The 15,898-nt window shown below is 37.9% G+C and carries 18 protein-coding genes; 14 read left to right on the top strand and 4 right to left on the bottom strand.

The window, feature by feature from the left end; translation table 11 throughout:
- Position 1: 1 nt before the first annotated feature.
- Complete coding sequence (locus B5X77_RS14645) at positions 2 to 1,558, top strand: SagB family peptide dehydrogenase (protein ID WP_079508714.1); 1,557 nt, start codon at positions 2 to 4, stop codon at positions 1,556 to 1,558.
- A 141-nt stretch (positions 1,559 to 1,699) separates the two neighbouring features.
- Here the strand turns inward: B5X77_RS14645 and B5X77_RS14650 are convergent, their stop codons facing one another.
- Positions 1,700 to 2,221: a hypothetical protein gene (locus B5X77_RS14650; RefSeq protein ID WP_079508715.1), complete on the bottom strand. Its 522-nt coding sequence runs from the start codon at positions 2,219 to 2,221 to the stop codon at positions 1,700 to 1,702.
- A 213-nt stretch (positions 2,222 to 2,434) separates the two neighbouring features.
- On the opposite strand from B5X77_RS14650, the gene B5X77_RS14655 reads away from it, so the two are divergent.
- The 5 genes from B5X77_RS14655 to B5X77_RS14675 all read left to right on the top strand — a co-directional run bounded on the left by B5X77_RS14655 (position 2,435) and on the right by B5X77_RS14675 (position 6,261).
- A complete protein-coding gene (locus B5X77_RS14655) occupies positions 2,435 to 2,995 on the top strand; it encodes an alpha/beta hydrolase (protein WP_176167330.1) in 561 nt (186 codons plus the stop codon).
- A 503-nt stretch (positions 2,996 to 3,498) separates the two neighbouring features.
- A complete protein-coding gene (locus tag B5X77_RS14660) occupies positions 3,499 to 3,753 on the top strand; it encodes a hypothetical protein (RefSeq protein ID WP_079508716.1) in 255 nt (84 codons plus the stop codon).
- A gap of 148 nt (positions 3,754 to 3,901) precedes the next feature.
- On the top strand, positions 3,902 to 5,149 hold the full coding sequence (locus B5X77_RS14665) for a cysteine desulfurase-like protein (protein WP_257391815.1): 1,248 nt from the start codon (positions 3,902 to 3,904) through the stop codon (positions 5,147 to 5,149).
- 23 nt (positions 5,150 to 5,172) lie between these two features.
- Positions 5,173 to 5,808 (top strand): LysE family translocator, encoded by a 636-nt coding sequence (locus B5X77_RS14670; RefSeq protein ID WP_079508718.1) that lies wholly within the window; start codon positions 5,173 to 5,175, stop codon positions 5,806 to 5,808.
- Between the two features lie 75 nt (positions 5,809 to 5,883).
- A complete protein-coding gene (locus tag B5X77_RS14675) occupies positions 5,884 to 6,261 on the top strand; it encodes a YkvA family protein (protein WP_079508719.1) in 378 nt (125 codons plus the stop codon).
- Between the two features lie 200 nt (positions 6,262 to 6,461).
- On the opposite strand, the gene B5X77_RS14680 is transcribed toward B5X77_RS14675, so the two are convergent.
- The 3 genes from B5X77_RS14680 to B5X77_RS14690 form a co-directional block, all read right to left on the bottom strand.
- Positions 6,462 to 7,307, bottom strand: a complete 846-nt coding sequence (locus B5X77_RS14680) for an STAS domain-containing protein (protein WP_079508720.1) — start codon at positions 7,305 to 7,307, stop codon at positions 6,462 to 6,464.
- Between the two features lie 328 nt (positions 7,308 to 7,635).
- Positions 7,636 to 8,280 carry a glycosyltransferase gene (locus B5X77_RS14685; RefSeq protein ID WP_079508721.1) on the bottom strand — a complete coding sequence of 215 codons (645 nt, stop codon included), beginning with the start codon at positions 8,278 to 8,280 and terminating at the stop codon, positions 7,636 to 7,638.
- A gap of 113 nt (positions 8,281 to 8,393) precedes the next feature.
- Positions 8,394 to 9,266 carry a LysM peptidoglycan-binding domain-containing protein gene (locus B5X77_RS14690; protein WP_079508722.1) on the bottom strand — a complete coding sequence of 291 codons (873 nt, stop codon included), beginning with the start codon at positions 9,264 to 9,266 and terminating at the stop codon, positions 8,394 to 8,396.
- 211 nt (positions 9,267 to 9,477) lie between these two features.
- Here B5X77_RS14690 and B5X77_RS14695 point away from each other — a divergent pair, with 211 nt between their 5' ends.
- The 8 genes from B5X77_RS14695 to B5X77_RS14735 all read left to right on the top strand — a co-directional run bounded on the left by B5X77_RS14695 (position 9,478) and on the right by B5X77_RS14735 (position 15,580).
- Positions 9,478 to 9,783 carry a hypothetical protein gene (locus B5X77_RS14695; RefSeq protein ID WP_079508723.1) on the top strand — a complete coding sequence of 102 codons (306 nt, stop codon included), beginning with the start codon at positions 9,478 to 9,480 and terminating at the stop codon, positions 9,781 to 9,783.
- Positions 9,784 to 9,968: 185 nt separating this feature from the next.
- Positions 9,969 to 10,217: a hypothetical protein gene (locus B5X77_RS14700; RefSeq protein WP_079508724.1), complete on the top strand. Its 249-nt coding sequence runs from the start codon at positions 9,969 to 9,971 to the stop codon at positions 10,215 to 10,217.
- 263 nt (positions 10,218 to 10,480) lie between these two features.
- Positions 10,481 to 10,876: a transcriptional regulator SpxA gene (spxA, locus tag B5X77_RS14705; RefSeq protein ID WP_079508725.1), complete on the top strand. Its 396-nt coding sequence runs from the start codon at positions 10,481 to 10,483 to the stop codon at positions 10,874 to 10,876.
- Positions 10,877 to 10,963: 87 nt separating this feature from the next.
- On the top strand, positions 10,964 to 11,389 hold the full coding sequence (locus B5X77_RS14710; protein ID WP_079508726.1) for an RrF2 family transcriptional regulator: 426 nt from the start codon (positions 10,964 to 10,966) through the stop codon (positions 11,387 to 11,389).
- A 60-nt stretch (positions 11,390 to 11,449) separates the two neighbouring features.
- On the top strand, positions 11,450 to 11,776 hold the full coding sequence (locus B5X77_RS14715; protein ID WP_079508727.1) for an IDEAL domain-containing protein: 327 nt from the start codon (positions 11,450 to 11,452) through the stop codon (positions 11,774 to 11,776).
- 1,373 nt (positions 11,777 to 13,149) lie between these two features.
- Complete coding sequence (ltrA, locus tag B5X77_RS14725; RefSeq protein ID WP_079508729.1) at positions 13,150 to 14,478, top strand: group II intron reverse transcriptase/maturase; 1,329 nt, start codon at positions 13,150 to 13,152, stop codon at positions 14,476 to 14,478.
- A gap of 277 nt (positions 14,479 to 14,755) precedes the next feature.
- Entirely contained in the window at positions 14,756 to 15,073 is a 318-nt protein-coding gene (locus B5X77_RS14730) for a hypothetical protein (protein WP_079508730.1), read from the top strand.
- A gap of 219 nt (positions 15,074 to 15,292) precedes the next feature.
- On the top strand, positions 15,293 to 15,580 hold the full coding sequence (locus tag B5X77_RS14735) for a PspC domain-containing protein (protein ID WP_257391816.1): 288 nt from the start codon (positions 15,293 to 15,295) through the stop codon (positions 15,578 to 15,580).
- Positions 15,581 to 15,898: the final 318 nt, after the last annotated feature.

A 15,898-nucleotide genomic window follows, 5' to 3' on the forward strand; every position in this document is an offset into this window, starting at 1 on the left:
AATGAGTCTTGATGAATTTTTGAAGGATTTGCATTTTAATATCGATCGTGCCAACCAGGAAAACTGGGAACCAAACTGGGAGGATGCTCCTCTATCGTATAAGCTTTATAAAGGATTGCCTGTCGTACCACTTTCTGCAGAGGTTCCGTTAACCCTATCCGAAAACCGGCTGCCATCAAAGCCGGACCTTGAGGGAATCGGACATTTTCTCTGGTATGTCTATGGAATAACACAATTGAGCGAATCTGTTTATCCTGGAGATGATAATCCCGTCCATTCATACAGGAGGTTTGCACCCTCCGGCGGGGCACTCTATCCTAATGAACTGTATGTATATTTAAAACTAGATGACCTGACAGAGGGAGTCTATCATTATGACCCATCCCATCACCGGCTTGTTTTGCTCCGGACCGGAAATTTTGATTCATATATTTCTGAAGCTCTTGGCAATCGATGTGATCTTCCATCCTGCTTTGGTACCGTCTTCGTATCCACGATGTTTTGGAAAAATTTCTTTAAATACAATAACTTTTCCTACCGGCTGCAAGGCTTGGATGCTGGAGTGCTTATGGGCCAGCTGTTAGAGACAGCCAAACGTTTTGGTTTCGCTGCAGGGGTTTACTTTCAATACCTGGATTCCGCAATCAATCACCTTCTGGGCTTATCTGAACAGGAGGAGAGTGTCTATTCGATTATCCCGTTGTCAGTGGGAACGACCAATTGGGCTTTAAGTGGTGAAGGATCACCAAATTATAAGACAGCGGAAGTGTTGAAAAGGGAACTGCAACCGGTAGAATTTGATCGTATTGAGAGATCAAAAACAGTTTTAGAGTTTCCAAAATTGAATGTTATTAATGAATCTGCCATGCTGGAGTCTGCCGAATCGTTTAATAGGTTCTCTAACAATCCCAGAAATGTTCAGGGGCTTAGCGAGATCCATCTCCCACATGCGGAATCAATAGAGTATGATTTGGCAGAGGTAAGCAAAAAGCGTTATTCACCCGAAATGGACTTTGTTATGGCCAGGATAAATCAGCAGCAGCTGGCTGCCCTGTTGGACGGATCGGTATCTGCTTTTACTTACAGGAATGATCTAGACGATATTTCTTATGGGCAGGAAAACAGGATATCAATCTATGGCTGCTTATATAATGTGGATGGTATCCCAAATGGTGCTTATTACTACAACCATGCTGAACATAGATTAGAAGGAATACAGGAGGGGGACCATCGTCTCCTTTTGCAATCTGGATTATCCTTTGATAACGTAAACCTTCAGCAAGTGCCGCTTTGCCTGCACGTTACTGGCAATATGGATCTTTACCAGCAAGCACTGGGATACAGAGGTTATCGGATTTTACAAATGGAAGCTGGCATGCTTGTGCAAAGATTGCTTCTAAAAGCCTCAGCTTTAGGCCTGGGAGGGCACCCTCTGCTTGGATTCGATGCTGGCATGGCAGATGAGCTTTACGGAATGAACGAGCAAACGTGTCTGATCCAAATCCCAATCGGTCCGTTTCGTCCCAAGCCGTGGTTAAAAGGGAGTATGCATAGCTAAGAGCTGGTTTTCAGTTGGGGCGCATAACTGGCAATTGTAAGAATTTCATTTTGCCACAAGTTGAAATGCGGGTTATTGAAAGACTGTAACCAAATATAAAAAGAGAACTGCATCAGTTTATCTTCTGATGCAGTTTCGTTTTTAGTCCTCAACAGGATCAGTAATGACTCCTTCATCAAAGGGAATATCCTGATGTTGAGTGACGCCGAATTTCTTATAGGTAATCCTTGTTACATTAATATCATTTTCAGGATTATTGCCTCTGTAACCCACTGATAAAACGAGATATAAATCCTTATCCGCCGGGTAACCTTTTACCTCAAACAGTTCCTTATTCAATCCTTCTGCCAGGACCTCTGCTTCATCAGATCCTGTAATGTGTCCGGCTTTTGAAATGAAGGGTTTAATGACAAATTCATCATCATCTTTAGCAATAATTGTTCCATCTCTCTTTATGAATTCAACCTTTTCAAGGGCAGGATCTCCGAATCCATCCCATTTAAGATGGTAGGCTAAATAAAATATCCTTCCATCTTTATAATGCTCCAACCCAACGGTAGTGTGGCTCCATTTAGTAAATTCCCCATCATATAAACAATAGTCTATCGTCCAAAAGGTCGCGAAGGTAACGATAAATAACACCAGCAGAATAAGTCTCTTCATAATGCCCCCCTTGAAAATCCCCAATGTTAATCTAATATATTGTTACAGTCTTGAAATATGATAAAAACAAGTTAACTTAAAGAAAGCTGTTCTCCCAATTAACCAGACTCTCTTGCTTTCTTTTTATGATTTTTGGAAATTTTGCTAGAGAGCAATTTGAGCCTATGGTAAAATTTTCTTTAAAAAATTCATAAGAAATGAGTGCATATGTCAATGGTTGATAGTTTTGTAATTTCCTTGTTTGGCCATCCAAGAAATATCAGGGTTTATATCCCTTCTGAATGTGACAATAAAAGTTATCCTGTTTTGTACATGCATGATGGCCAAAATGTATTTGGGAATGAAGAGGCAATCGGTTCTGTAGGATTGGAGCTGGATAATTTACTGGAAGAAAGCAATATAGGGCTTATTGTAGTAGCGATTGATCAAAATCCGCCTGAGCGGATCAATGAGTATTGTCCCTGGAAAAATGGTGAATTTACAACAAAGCTTCTTGGCAAACCAAGTACCGAAGGCGGTAAAGGCAAGGGTTATGTTGACTTCATTGTCCATGAATTAAAACCTGTGATTGATTCGAAATATTGCACGAATCATGAAGAAACTTATATGGCAGGTATCTCCTTAGGCAGCTTAATCACGGTTTATGCGGCCTGTACATACCCTCAAATTTTTAAAAGGATAGCTGGTCTATCTTCTGGTTTTTATCGGAATCAGGAGGAGATTGAGAAATTAGTAGAATCTGCTGATTTATCCCAGATTGAAAAGCTATATTAGACTGTGGCACGATGGAAGGCGGAGAAAAGCTCGCTGCACCTTTTTTGGAAACCAATAAAGCAATTTATTCATTAATTGAGCAGAAAGGAATCGAGGCAAAACTGTTAGTAATCGAAGGAGCAGAACATATCTACACTGCCTTTAAAATGCGGATACATAATGTTATTTCCTATTTAGTGTCTTAGGGAGGAAAAAGGTTTGTATAAAAACCGTCGATAGTTATTTAGCTCTTTTATCTTGTTTTTAATCAGTTATATTATCTGGCAAATAACAGGGGAACTGGCTGAAAAAACGGAAGAAATGGATACTGTTACTTCTTTTGCAATTTATAGTTTTCTGTCAGCTTTTTTCTTTTTGGTGGCTACCTTCGCTTTGTTAATAAGGGCTGTAGTGATGAAAACTAAAATGCATTGATATTGAACCAGGTTTTTTCCCTATAATATGGACAATCATCCATACTATGGTCTCACTCTATGAATATCTTGAAGCATGGAGGTGAGACAATGAAGAGAAATGATAAAACCGGTGATTTATCTGATTTGTTTTGTGACGAGAATATCAATAAAGTGCCTTTTCCCAGGATAAAGGTCATTCCTGTAAGGGATGTTCCGGACGATTGTGTATTGGTATGCGTCTGGCCATTTTGTTTTTTAGCATGCAATGGAGCAGGAGAAGACCCATGGGAGGATTGTGAGATTGTTTGTAACGAAAGTGGTCAATGTTTTATTGTTTGTCCGGTCATTCCTGATGGGGATTAATGATGATTTGCAAATGATAGCTTAAAAGGAGCCAATGAAGATGGTTCCTTTTTTTGTAACTTTCTTCGGTTGTCGAAGGGTTAAGGATGTAAAAGTTAGAATATTATGACATAATGTAATTATATTTTAACTGAAGGAGTGGTGCAGGTTGGCTAATGAATTTCCGATTGAGCAGGTGAGGGAAAGATTTCCGGCGTTAAAACGGGAAGACAATGGGAAACAGGTAGTTTATTTTGATGGACCAGGTGGGACTCAGATGGTCGATTATGCACTAGAATCGATGTATCGATACATAAAGAATGGAATGGCGAACCTCCATGGAACCTTCAATACCAGTGCTGATACGGACGCGTTGTTGGACCAAGCTAGAGAGACAGTAGCTGATTTACTTGGGTGCCAGGCGAATGAGGTAGCGTTTGGAGCAAATATGACTACGCATGCTTTTGCAATCGCACGGAGTCTTGCTGGTTTTATCAATGAAGGTGATGAGATTATTGTCACGGAGCTGGACCATCGTGCCAATGTTGACCCTTGGATTTCGATGGCAAGGGATCGTGGAGCAGTCATTAAATTCATAAAACTTGATTGTGATAACTTTAGCTTAAGGCTGGAAGAGCTGGAAGAAATCATTACTCAAAAAACAAAATTGGTAGCCGTGGGGATGTCATCTAATGTTACCGGGACGGTCACGGACTTGATGCGGGTTATAAATAGGGCAAAAGAGGTTGGGGCTTGGGCGGTTGTTGACGCCGTCCATGGAGTACCACATTTAGCAATTGATTTTCAAGAGTTGGGCTGTGATATTCTTCTATGCTCAGCATATAAGTTTTTTGGACCTCATGTTGGAATCGCTGTAATAAGGGAGAACCTTTTCGAGAAACTTCCAGTTTATAAGCTAAATCCTGCACCTGGTGAGATTCCTTACAAGCTTGAGACAGGTACTCAAAATCACGAAGGCATTGCGGGGGTGATCGGTGCCATCCGGTTTATTGAAGAATTGGGTTTTGGAGAATCGAGAAGGGAACGAATGTTATCTGGAATGCATGCTATTGATGAATATGAGCTAGAGCTTGCAGCAGAAGTGGAGGCCTTTCTGCGCAGTATCCCGGAAGTGACGTTGTATCGAAACAAATCGGGAAGAAAGACACCAACTTTTGCTTTTACGGTCGATGGACATCATTCCCGCGATGTCACAGCATGGCTTGCTGAGAATTACAATATGTGTGTTGCCGATGGAGACTTTTATGCTTCTACTATGGCTGAGGTTCTCAAAGTTTATCCAACAGGCGGCTGGGTGCGTATTGGGCTTGCACCATATAATACAAAAGAGGAAATCCAGCAATTTAAAGAGGGATTAACAGCGTATATTGCACAACATCAAGAGAATATGGTTTGATATTTACGAAAGGTAGATGAAACATGTTTGGAATCAGTCATTTTGAAGTATTTTTGATGACCGCCATCCTGCTTAATTTGACTCCAGGGACAGATACGATGTACATCATCAGCAGGAGCATTTCGCAGGGCAGGACGGCAGGTATTTATTCTGCTCTTGGCATCTCAGCAGGAGTAGTTGTTCATACCTTGCTAGCCGCGTTCGGTTTATCCGTTATATTGACTCAATCGGCTTTTTTGTTCACTGCGGTCAAAATAGCTGGAGCGATTTATCTGGCTTATTTAGGGGCAAGAATGTTACTGGAAAAAAGCAGTACCCATGAAAAAAAGTCCATGCCAATACAAAGCAATAAAAAAATCTTTTTTCAAGGGATGGTCACCAATGTAACAAACCCAAAAGTCGCTTTGTTTTTTCTGGCTTTCCTTCCCCAATTCATCCATGCGGATCCGGGGACAGCGAGCCCAATCCCATTCATCATACTGGGATTGACGTTCACTTTGACCGGTGGAACATGGTCTTTGTTGACGGCTTATTTTTCCTCAATGGCAACATCAAAACTCAGGAAAAATGCAAAAGCAGGAACAGTATTGAACCGCCTTACAGGAATTGTTTTTATTGGAATGGGTATAAGTTTATTGAAGGCAAAAGCTTCATCATGAACGGAAGAGCCTGGACAAATGTGCCAGGCTCTCTTTAATATAGAAAAAAGACTAAATAGACTGGTGGAATCATCGATGGGAGAAGCGTTGGTCAAATTTAAAAAACGGATGAAAAAAATCAAAGAAGATATCTTTATTATTGCCGAAGCATACAAGCATCCAGATACCCCTTTTTTTATCAAAATTTTGGCGCTGATTGTCGTGGGTTATGCATTCAGTCCCATTGATTTAATACCTGACTTTATTCCCATTCTCGGATATCTCGATGATCTTATCCTGATCCCATTGGGAATTGCCATGCTTTTGAAATTAATACCTGATCATGTCATTCATGAATCGCGGGTAAAGGTTGCAGCAACTGAAAAAGTGAAGAAGAAAAATTGGCTGGCGGGATTGGTTATCATCTTGATATGGGCTTTATTGTTATACTGGTTGGTTGGGTTAATAAACTGATCCAGGACGCCACTATCGAGATAATCGAAAGCAGTAGATTCGGAAGAGCAGGAACTAATATTGCAATCAAAAAAAGAAGGTGGAAGGCGATCTATTTAGTTAATGGGGGGGAGGCCAGTAAATATCATTTAACCTGAAAGAATTCTACCTTAAAAAAAACACCAAAAAGGTGTTTTTAATTCTATAAAAATAGCCCTTTCTTACACTGTCACATGTTTAAATCCAAGATCTAAAAGAGCATTTTCTAGTGAACTGCTAACTTTTATTAAATTGAAATTCAACCCCACTCGTGTCATGGTTTGAGCAATTGTGGGACTAATTCCGGTAATAACGACTTCTACACCAATTAATTTTAGTGTATTCACGATTTGAAAAAGGGAATTTGCAACCAGACTGTCAATCATGGAAACTCCTGAAAGGTCCAAAATGAAATACTGAATATCAAGCCTGATGGACTCATTTAGCGATACCTGCATAATCATTTTGGCACGATCATTATCAATAGAACCAATTACAGGCAAGACGGCAATCCCTTTGGAAATAGGAACGACCGGGACAGACAGTTCCTTTAATTCAGTAAAAGTTGATTCCACAAGGCTAAGGTTATGTTTTTCATGAATTTCACCAGTGATTTTAAAGATTGCATCAATCAATCTATCATACTGTTGACTAATTTGAACCATGGTTTTGCAAGAAATACGATTCTGTTCCAATTCCTCAGTGAATATTTCCCAAATAATCAAGCGGAACAAGGAGACAATTCTTAACGACTGTGTTAACGATATTCCAAATGCAACTGTTTGATTCGCTGCCTTTCTCGACCAGTTACAAACAGATTCGTATACAATCTCAGGATTTTGATATAATATTTCGCCAAAGTACCCGATGATTTCAGCTCTTAATTCCAAATATTCAGGTTCAGGCATTTTGAACTTCTCAAAATTCTCTGTTGAATTTTTAAGGATATTTTCGCTAAATAACTTAGCGAGCTGATACCGGTTACCAAAGATTTTTCTGCCCACCACTTCAGACTCTTCTATAGACACTTTACATCTCCTTTTTAATAACAATTTTTTTTGGAATTGGACATTAGCTTTTAAGGAATGTAAAAAATTAAAGCAAATGAAGAGGGTTTATGGTACTCATGTGGAAAGGGAAGAATCAATATGTGCTCTAAGACTAACACATGGGACTAGTATAAGCGAGGAAAAGATTAAGAGCGTCCGCTTATAGTATTTAAGAAAGAAGCTGCTGTAAAAACAAAAACGATTTCGCTTGCTGAAGAATCAATTGAGCAAAAAAAATCAAATGAAAAAGTTCCTGGAGCCCAGTGGACTGAAGGAACTTTCTTGTTGAACAACTATACGTTGATCACTAATTCTTAAACTTCTCAGGGAACTGTTTCAGAACGGCTGCTGAAATGGCATCCGCCATCATGATGATATGACTCATTCCATCATCGATGGAGACAATTCTCGCTGCCCAATCTTTTTGCAAGCTCGCATCAAGGTCATCAGCTACTAATCCAAGATGCTTATACAGTAAATCTTTTAACTTTTCATTTTTTAAATTTGGATTGGCGCTGCTCAGAAAAACTGCGATATCATCGGCATTCCGATACCATTTTTTGTTTAGTTGATCCAGCATTGTTTTTTTTCCTGCTTTAGCCGCTTCGACAATATCGCCGGCAATCACAATATGCTCTTTAAGCAAAGCTGTAAGTTTGTTTCCTGCTTCCTCTCCATAAACAGGTTTGATCGCATTTCCTATATCCTCCTGATTTTTAAGAAGCCTTGCAAGGACATCTTTTTGATCCTCGGAACCTGCAGTTGTTGCGCTTGTAATATAATTGCTTGTCCACAAAACATGATCCACCCAAAGTCTTCGGAACTCATTTTCAAACTTCACCTGTGACTTAGTAATGCAATGGTTCTGTGGTTTAGCGGATGCCGGTGACGCGCCAATCGGCAAACCAAGCGCCATTACTAAAAGTAAACCAATAGATAATAATTTCTTCATGCTATATTCTCCTTCTGGTGTTGTTAGGATCTTGTTTATTATTGATAAAAGACACTATATTATTCGCACAATAAGAATGCTTGGTTATGTAATAAGACCGCCAAATGGCGGTTTTAACGCAATTCTTTTAGGTCAAAGTATTGGACGGTCTTTCCATCCCGATCAAACTGGATGATTAGTTCAGTGTTATTAAATTGATAGATGAATTGTTCGCAATTAGCTGTTTCATAGCAGGAGGTTTTCTTAACTTTGTTTGGATAGCGGTACTCATTAAGTACCTTGGCTTTTTGAGTTGGAAGTGTATTGAGTCTTAAGAACTCCGGATAGACCTGCAGGCCGAAAACGGAACCATTTTTCATATTGAAGTTGACACGGACTCCTGCACCTTCATCAATGTAATAAAGAGATCTGATATTTAAATGGTCCTCAGTTTTTAGCGGTTTTCCAAACCTTTGCAGGACATTTTTATATGAGTCTCCTAGCTGAATTCCGTTAACATGAAGATATTTATTCGTAACAACGTAGGCATCCATAAACCCGCTTTTACGCAATATCTTCTTCTGCTTTTCGGCATTTTCTTTTTTTGAAAAAACACCAGCCTGGATGCGATAATATGTTTTGCCATTGATGACTTTCGAAATAACTGTTGCTTTGATTCCTTCCTTTTTCATACTGGCCAGTTGTTTATTTGCATTGTCTTTATTTGAAAAAGAACCAACGATTACTGAATACATCAGTTCCGTTTCCGTTAAAGGAGGCAGCAGCAACTTCTGGCCAATATAAATGGTATTATTTTGAAGACCATTGTAATTCCTTAAGTCTTCAATTGTCAGATTATGTTTCTTTGAAATGCTGTACAAAGTATCTCCCTTTTTTACTGTGACAGCGGCATCTTCAGCATATCCAGATTCATTACCAAAAAAGAGCAATGATCCAATCAATAAGAAAATCAACCCAAACTGTATGAAATGCTTTATCATCCTCATTTTCCTCACCTCATATATTTTGACGAGAGGATTCAAACCGAGTTTCGACGGGATAAGCCTGTTTTTAAAATGGGTTTAAGAATACAAGTATGTCATAAAAATATTATGTTAACATTAAAACTTACTCCTGCCGAAAACTTTTACAGGAATTAATGTTTCCTTTATAGAAATTAAAGAAAACAAAGTTGATATTTATAGTGAGGATGAAATTATGAAGTTTAATAAGAGGCCATTTGTTATCACAGCATTAATTCTTCTTCTTTTTGCTTTAAATACTTTCGGTCCATATAATGTTTTGACGGCTTTAACAGCCAATAATCTTGCTGAATATCCTGAGCTTCAGCAGGAGTTGGAAGGAAAAATTGTGGATATAGATTATAAAGGGCGCGGTACCTACCAGGTTATAACCGACAGCAAGGATTATATTATTGTTGAAATACATAGTCAGGAATCCGTTGTGAAATATAAAGTCTACGAACTAAGCAGAGGGGTTGAAATATATAAAAATCCAATGTGAAAGTAATTGGCTAAAGGCAAGGGAATCAGCAGATTAAATCAGCAGTGGGACCATTAACTGTGCTTCCATCCATTGTAAATACTGGTTCTAAATTTCATCTTAACGTGTCTTTTTTTCTTAGGATTAATAACTATACACCACTCTACACTCTTGAATAACTTGGTTATGAAGGGGGTGAGAGGAAAATGTCATTTGACAGAAATGATCACCTGCATGATGAAGATAACCCATTATGCAATCCGGACCATAGAAACTTTCCATTATCGAAGTTAAAGGTCATACCAGTAAGCCAGCTGCCTGATGATGCCTTTTTGGTATGTATCGGGAAGATCTGCACATTGGTATCATTAGGAGAAGACGACCAACCATTTGCGGGCTGTTATATTGGTTGCGACGAGTTTGGAAATTGTGTATTTACTTGTCCAACCGATTAATTGATAGTGATTGATTGCTTAGCCAGTATCTCAATCAGAAGGGAGTAAGAGCTGTGTCAGCCATCCCTTCCTAACATTGTTAAATACATTCCTGGACAGCAGTTTTCAAAAATATTTGCACCTTGGTACAGAAATAAAAAATACTATTGACTTTATAAACTGTAAAGATTAATATTACAGATATAAAATATCTTTAAATCAAAGCTTTCAATGACTCAACTGTAATTTTTATTTTTACAGTAAAAAGAAGGAGTTGTAGGGAATTGGTAACTCTATATATCACATCAAGCTGTGCATCCTGCCGAAAAGCAAAAGCCTGGCTGCAGGAACATGAGATTGATTTTATCGAAAGAAATATTGTTTCAGATCCGCTGACTGTTGAGGAGATTAAATCGATTCTTCGAATGACAGAGGATGGAACGGAAGACATAATCTCAACCAACTCAAAAGCATACCAGAACCTGGATGTGGATATCGATTCACTGCCGCTGAATCACCTTTACGACTTAATCAGGAAAAACCCGCAAATGCTTCGACGCCCGATTATCCAGGATCATAAAAGGTTGCAGGTAGGCTACAATGAAGAAGAAATCCGCAGCTTCTTGCCGCGCAAACTTCGTACATTTGCCGGATATGACTGGGAAAGCCTGGCCAATTAAAAAGCTTATCATTTGTATTTTGTCTATTTCAACTGTAATATATATTATTACAGAATGTAGGAGTAAGCTCTTGTTAGGAGGCAGGTTATGAATAGTGATTTTTCCCTTGCCATTCACAGTTTAACTTTACTTGCACTGCAGCCGGACAGGATGTCGACGAGCGATGCAATTGCTGAGAGTGCAGGCGTTCACCCGGTAAGAATTCGTAAAGTGCTGGGGCTGCTAAAAAAAAATGGTTTTATTAAATCAAAAGAAGGAACCGGCGGCGGATTCATTTTTGCGCTTGACTTAAATGAAGTGAACCTCTGGGACATCTATAAATTGACCTCTGAAGGGGCATTGCAGCCTAAGTGTCCTGATTCAAATGAGAAATGTATGGTCGGCGCAAATATGCACAAGGTTCTTTTTGCGATTTTCCTCGGTGCCGAAGAACACTTAGGGGAATTTTTGAAACGTTATACTCTGAAAGAGATTGTTGATTTAATCAAGCAGGAAAAAGATTGCTGTGAGTAATTAGCTTTTTCCTGGGTAAATTGTAATTAAAATAGTTACAGATTAAATGAGGTGACATAAATGAATAATTCGATTCTGAAAGTAGGGGACTGGATTAAGGGGAAATCCCGGGATGGTGAATTAATTATCGGGTATGTAGAGTCACTTGATATTCTGGACGAAAAGGTGAATGCAACAATAACATCCAGCGATGATGAGACTCTGGTTGGCAAGACAATTCCAATGTCTTCAAACGGAGTTAAAAAGCTTCCTGAGCCTCAGGTTAAAAATAAAGAGCAAATTCAGTTTCTCATTGATTTGGCCCTTGTCACAGGAGACGAAGAATGGTTCATGGAGCTTTCCCAGCAACTTAGAGCCATGAGAGAACTTGTTAAGGGGATAAAATAAAAGAAAACAAAAAAGCTCATATTTGTGTAATGGGTTCGGATAACTATCACAAACCGTTAATTTGGATTGTAAAAAGTAATCTTTGTTGCATATAAAAATATTATTAATTTTGTGACCAAATTGCTATAACGGCGGTTTGGTCTTTTTGTCTTGCAGGACATTTATTAACCATTTTTACGTAGAAGGATTTACGCGCCTTTTTTATTGAATTTCTTATTAACCAAAATAGAACAAGCAAGAGAATATTGGAAGGGCAATGTAAAAAACGAACTTCCTGAGCTCTTGATTAATAGAAAGATCGAAGTGGGAGAAATTATTGATGATTTTTCAGCTTATATAGATCATCGTTATAGTAGCGATGATCTAAAAAACTAATGGATGTAAGAGGTCAAAATTGTGTTGCGGAACAAATCGGCATTTTTTCTTGTTAACTAAAGGTGCAGTATAGCTCAATAAAATCTCCGCTTCATAAGTGGGTTAATTGGGTAACAGGTGAATTAATACATCATTGATTCGGTAAAAGTATAAAACAAACAAACAAATAAGAAAATGAATTGAGGTATCTTTAAGGTGCTTGATATATTAGGTGGCTTATTTACTTTCATATTTGGTGTCATTTTCTTATCGATAGATTTGTTTCGAACTGAGTGGTTTGTAAAAAACGTGAAGGAATCAGATAGGGGTTTAATTGATTTCCCTGCTTTTATAAGTGATTATTGGTTTTGGAAAATCGCTCTAATTGGATTGGGAATACTAATCATTTTTATGACTCTATATTCAATTATATTTTAGCATATTGCACTTATAGGTCGATCATTCAAGATGAAGATTGCTCCTTTTCTTATTCAAGTAACGGCGCAGGTGTGCGGCCGAGCCTAGGTCGTATCATATAGTGGGTGGGATTCCCGCCGAGTAAGAACTAGCCATTCGCTCGTAGCGAGTCTTGGAGGGCTAAAGGTAACTTTAGTCTTTAAGCGTAGACAGTTAGGTAGCGGGCCGAAAGCCAAATGGTTGAAGGGATTGAGCTCCATAATGTTAGTAAATCGAGAGGGCTAATGCCTTACGCACAGCAGAAAGCTACATTTTATCTTTCGTTAAAGGCAAGAAGGGTAAAACCTCTCTGGAGTCAGAGACCTTGGCACGTTACACATTGATATGATACGGCAACTCGGGAGACCCTACCGGTCTTTTCTTTTTTGTGAAGAGTATGGTCTACAAGCGATAACAAGCGAGGAAACCAAATGCCGATGGTAGGGAGTCGGATAGCAGCGTAGTACCAATGAAGTTGGGTAATGCCGATGGAGGGAAGGCTAGCTACCAGTTATCACCCTTACTAGGGACACATTTACTACACACAGAGGTAGGAATAATAAATGGAAACAAAACTACTTAGGATAGCAGAATTAGCAAAATCTGAGCCTAAAATGAAGTTTACATCTCTTGCACATTTATTGAATGAGCAATCTTTAACTCAATGTCATTATGAATTGCCTAATAAAAAGGCAGTTGGTATCAACGGAACGACAAAAGAACAATACAATGACAACTTGGAAGAAAATATAGAGGATTTAGTAAGTAGGCTTAAAAGCAAAAGTTACCGTCCTGTTCCAGTAACACGAATGTATATTCCAAAGCTCAACTCAAACAAGATGAGACCACTGGGAATACCGGAACATGAAGATAAAATTGTTCAAAAGGGCATTACGAAAATACTAAATGCCATCTATGAAAATGATTTTCTAGACTGCTCATTTGGGTTCCGACCAAATAGAAACTGCCATGATGCGCTGAAAATACTGAATCAATATATCGAGAAGAGAGCAGTAAGCTATGTAGTCAATGTAGATATCAAAGGCTTCTTTGATAACGTTGACCACAAATGGATGATGGAGTTCTTGAAACTCCGAATCACTGACCTTAACCTACTGAGAATAGTCAGCAGGTTTCTTAAAGGTGGATATATGGAGGAAGGTAAGAAATACAAGACAGACAATGGCACACCGCAAGGTGGAGTGATATCTCCGATATTAGCGAATGTCTATCTCCATTACGTTCTTGATCTATGGTTTGAAAAAGTGGTTAGGAAACAATGTAAAGGCCAGGCTTATATAGTAAGATACGCAGATGATTTTGTTTGTTGTTTTCAAAATAAAAGTGAAGCTCAGCAATTCTTCCATTCATTAAAGGCGAGATTAAAGAAATTTAACCTGGAAATAGCCGAGGATAAAACGAAAATAATTCCCTTCGGACGGTTTGCGGAAAAGAATGCAAAACGTGACGGGACTGGCAAACCAGATACCTTTGATTTCCTCGGGTTTACCCATTATTGTGGGGTAAGTAAACAGGGTAATTTCCGAGTGAAACGGAAAACCAGCAGGAGGAAAGTCCAAGGTAAATTAAAAGAAACCAAAGAATGGCTGAAGAATAATAGGAATAAAGATATCCATATGATTATGGATAGATTTAAACGCTCACTAACAGGTTATTACAACTATTATTGCATCACAGATAACACCCAAACTGTTAACAACTTTAAAGCGAAAATTGAGTACTTACTGTTTAAATGGCTAAACAGAAGAAGCCAAAGGAAATCCTTTACTTGGGATAAATTCAGGCTCTTTCTTAATAAATATCCACTACATTCACCAAGAATCAAAGTGAATATCTATGAACTTAGAAAAGAGATTAACTACATTCTGTAAATGATAACTAGGAGGAGCCGTGTGCGTTAATAGCGCAAGCACGGTTCTGTGAGGGGGGAGGAGTACAATTTACCGCAAGGTAGAAAGGCTCCCTTCAACTCGACTAGTGGAATAAGCAAAAATTGATTTTTATATTAAAGTATTAACGGAATTAATACAATGGGCAGTCCAAAATAATGGTGGACTGCCTTTTATAGTTAAAGGTTTCAGGAAAAATATGGTGACAAGAGAGTGATAAAAGTGTAAAATTACACTAATTGTAAATTGGGGTGATTAGATGAAAGTTATATATACATTTATACTGTGTTTAGTAATATTAATCATTGCTGCTATAGGCTTTGTGCAATATAAATTCATCACTACCGAAAATGAAGTAATGGAATATTTAACGGTTAATGAAAAACTTCAAGAAGAATCCATTAAGACAAAGCCGTTTATAGCAAATTTACCAGGGGATAAAAATTGGATGGTATCTGTAATGATTAAAGAAGATAATAAAAAGTATTACTACTATGTGAACAATGAAGGTAAGATTGTGTTAGAGTCTACCGTTGAAAACGGTACAGAAAATGTTTTCAATAAAATAATGAACTAAATTTAGGCGGGTATTTTCAAGTAGTGATTTTATTAAAAAATTCTTATTCATCCCTAACGATCCAGGTTAATTGGAGAAGAAATCGTATAAATATTATTAAATCAAGAATAAAATAACCCGACTTTAAATTAAAAATATGAGTTATTTATTGTAGAACTTAATAAAGAAAATCAAATGGCACTCGAATCAAACTCCAAAATACGTTTAAATGAGGTGAAAATGATGAAAAGAAATAGGCTGATGAGGTCAAATTCGGATTATGTATTTTTAGGTGTATGTGGAGGAATCGCAGAGGCTCTTTTAACTTCATCCATAATTGTGAGATTGGTATTTATATTCGTGCCAGTATCGCCAATACTCTATCTGATTTTAGGAGCACTTATGGAGAAAGAGGATTCATTTTACGGAGATAGTGTAAGAAAGAAGAGTACTTTTAAAACTGCATTGTTAGCATTCATTTTTACTGCATTAGTATTTGTAATCTTTTTTAACTTGGGTCTTCTTTAGGGAAGTGTTTTTTAATTTGAATATTCTCTTCTACTAAAGGGCATTTATGTTTAAGAAGAGTATTCATTCTACTTGTTTTAAAATTCTAGCCTTTTCTGAAACAATAATGATTTTCATTCGTAGAACAGTTAGCAGGACTAAATTTATCAAAGCTTTACTTGAAAATGCGACAAGGAGTGGGCCTTATTTTTGAAATTTTAATTGGTATTTTAATTATTTTGTTTATACTGGGATTTAGTTTTTTTTTGATGTATTGGGGAATTAAACGAATCTTAAAATCGCAAAATTCAATACGGACCAGTGATCAATATATAATGC

Origin of the sequence: Mesobacillus jeotgali, from assembly GCF_900166585.1 — a bacterium.
Taxonomy (GTDB): Bacteria; Bacillota; Bacilli; order Bacillales; family Cytobacillaceae; genus Mesobacillus; species Mesobacillus jeotgali_A.

Bases quoted from the DNA above. Each gene is read 5' to 3' on its own strand.
- B5X77_RS14645 (WP_079508714.1), top strand. From the start codon at position 2: ATGAGTCTTGATGAATTTTTGAAGGATTTGCATTTTAATATCGATCGT.
- B5X77_RS14650 (WP_079508715.1), bottom strand. From the start codon at position 2,221: ATGAAGAGACTTATTCTGCTGGTGTTATTTATCGTTACCTTCGCGACC.
- B5X77_RS14655 (WP_176167330.1), top strand. From the start codon at position 2,435: ATGGTTGATAGTTTTGTAATTTCCTTGTTTGGCCATCCAAGAAATATC.
- B5X77_RS14660 (WP_079508716.1), top strand. From the start codon at position 3,499: ATGAAGAGAAATGATAAAACCGGTGATTTATCTGATTTGTTTTGTGAC.
- B5X77_RS14670 (WP_079508718.1), top strand. From the start codon at position 5,173: ATGTTTGGAATCAGTCATTTTGAAGTATTTTTGATGACCGCCATCCTG.
- B5X77_RS14675 (WP_079508719.1), top strand. From the start codon at position 5,884: ATGGGAGAAGCGTTGGTCAAATTTAAAAAACGGATGAAAAAAATCAAA.
- B5X77_RS14685 (WP_079508721.1), bottom strand. From the start codon at position 8,280: ATGAAGAAATTATTATCTATTGGTTTACTTTTAGTAATGGCGCTTGGT.
- B5X77_RS14690 (WP_079508722.1), bottom strand. From the start codon at position 9,266: ATGAGGATGATAAAGCATTTCATACAGTTTGGGTTGATTTTCTTATTG.
- B5X77_RS14695 (WP_079508723.1), top strand. From the start codon at position 9,478: ATGAAGTTTAATAAGAGGCCATTTGTTATCACAGCATTAATTCTTCTT.
- B5X77_RS14700 (WP_079508724.1), top strand. From the start codon at position 9,969: ATGTCATTTGACAGAAATGATCACCTGCATGATGAAGATAACCCATTA.
- B5X77_RS14710 (WP_079508726.1), top strand. From the start codon at position 10,964: ATGAATAGTGATTTTTCCCTTGCCATTCACAGTTTAACTTTACTTGCA.
- B5X77_RS14715 (WP_079508727.1), top strand. From the start codon at position 11,450: ATGAATAATTCGATTCTGAAAGTAGGGGACTGGATTAAGGGGAAATCC.
- ltrA (WP_079508729.1), top strand. From the start codon at position 13,150: ATGGAAACAAAACTACTTAGGATAGCAGAATTAGCAAAATCTGAGCCT.
- B5X77_RS14730 (WP_079508730.1), top strand. From the start codon at position 14,756: ATGAAAGTTATATATACATTTATACTGTGTTTAGTAATATTAATCATT.
- B5X77_RS14735 (WP_257391816.1), top strand. From the start codon at position 15,293: ATGATGAAAAGAAATAGGCTGATGAGGTCAAATTCGGATTATGTATTT.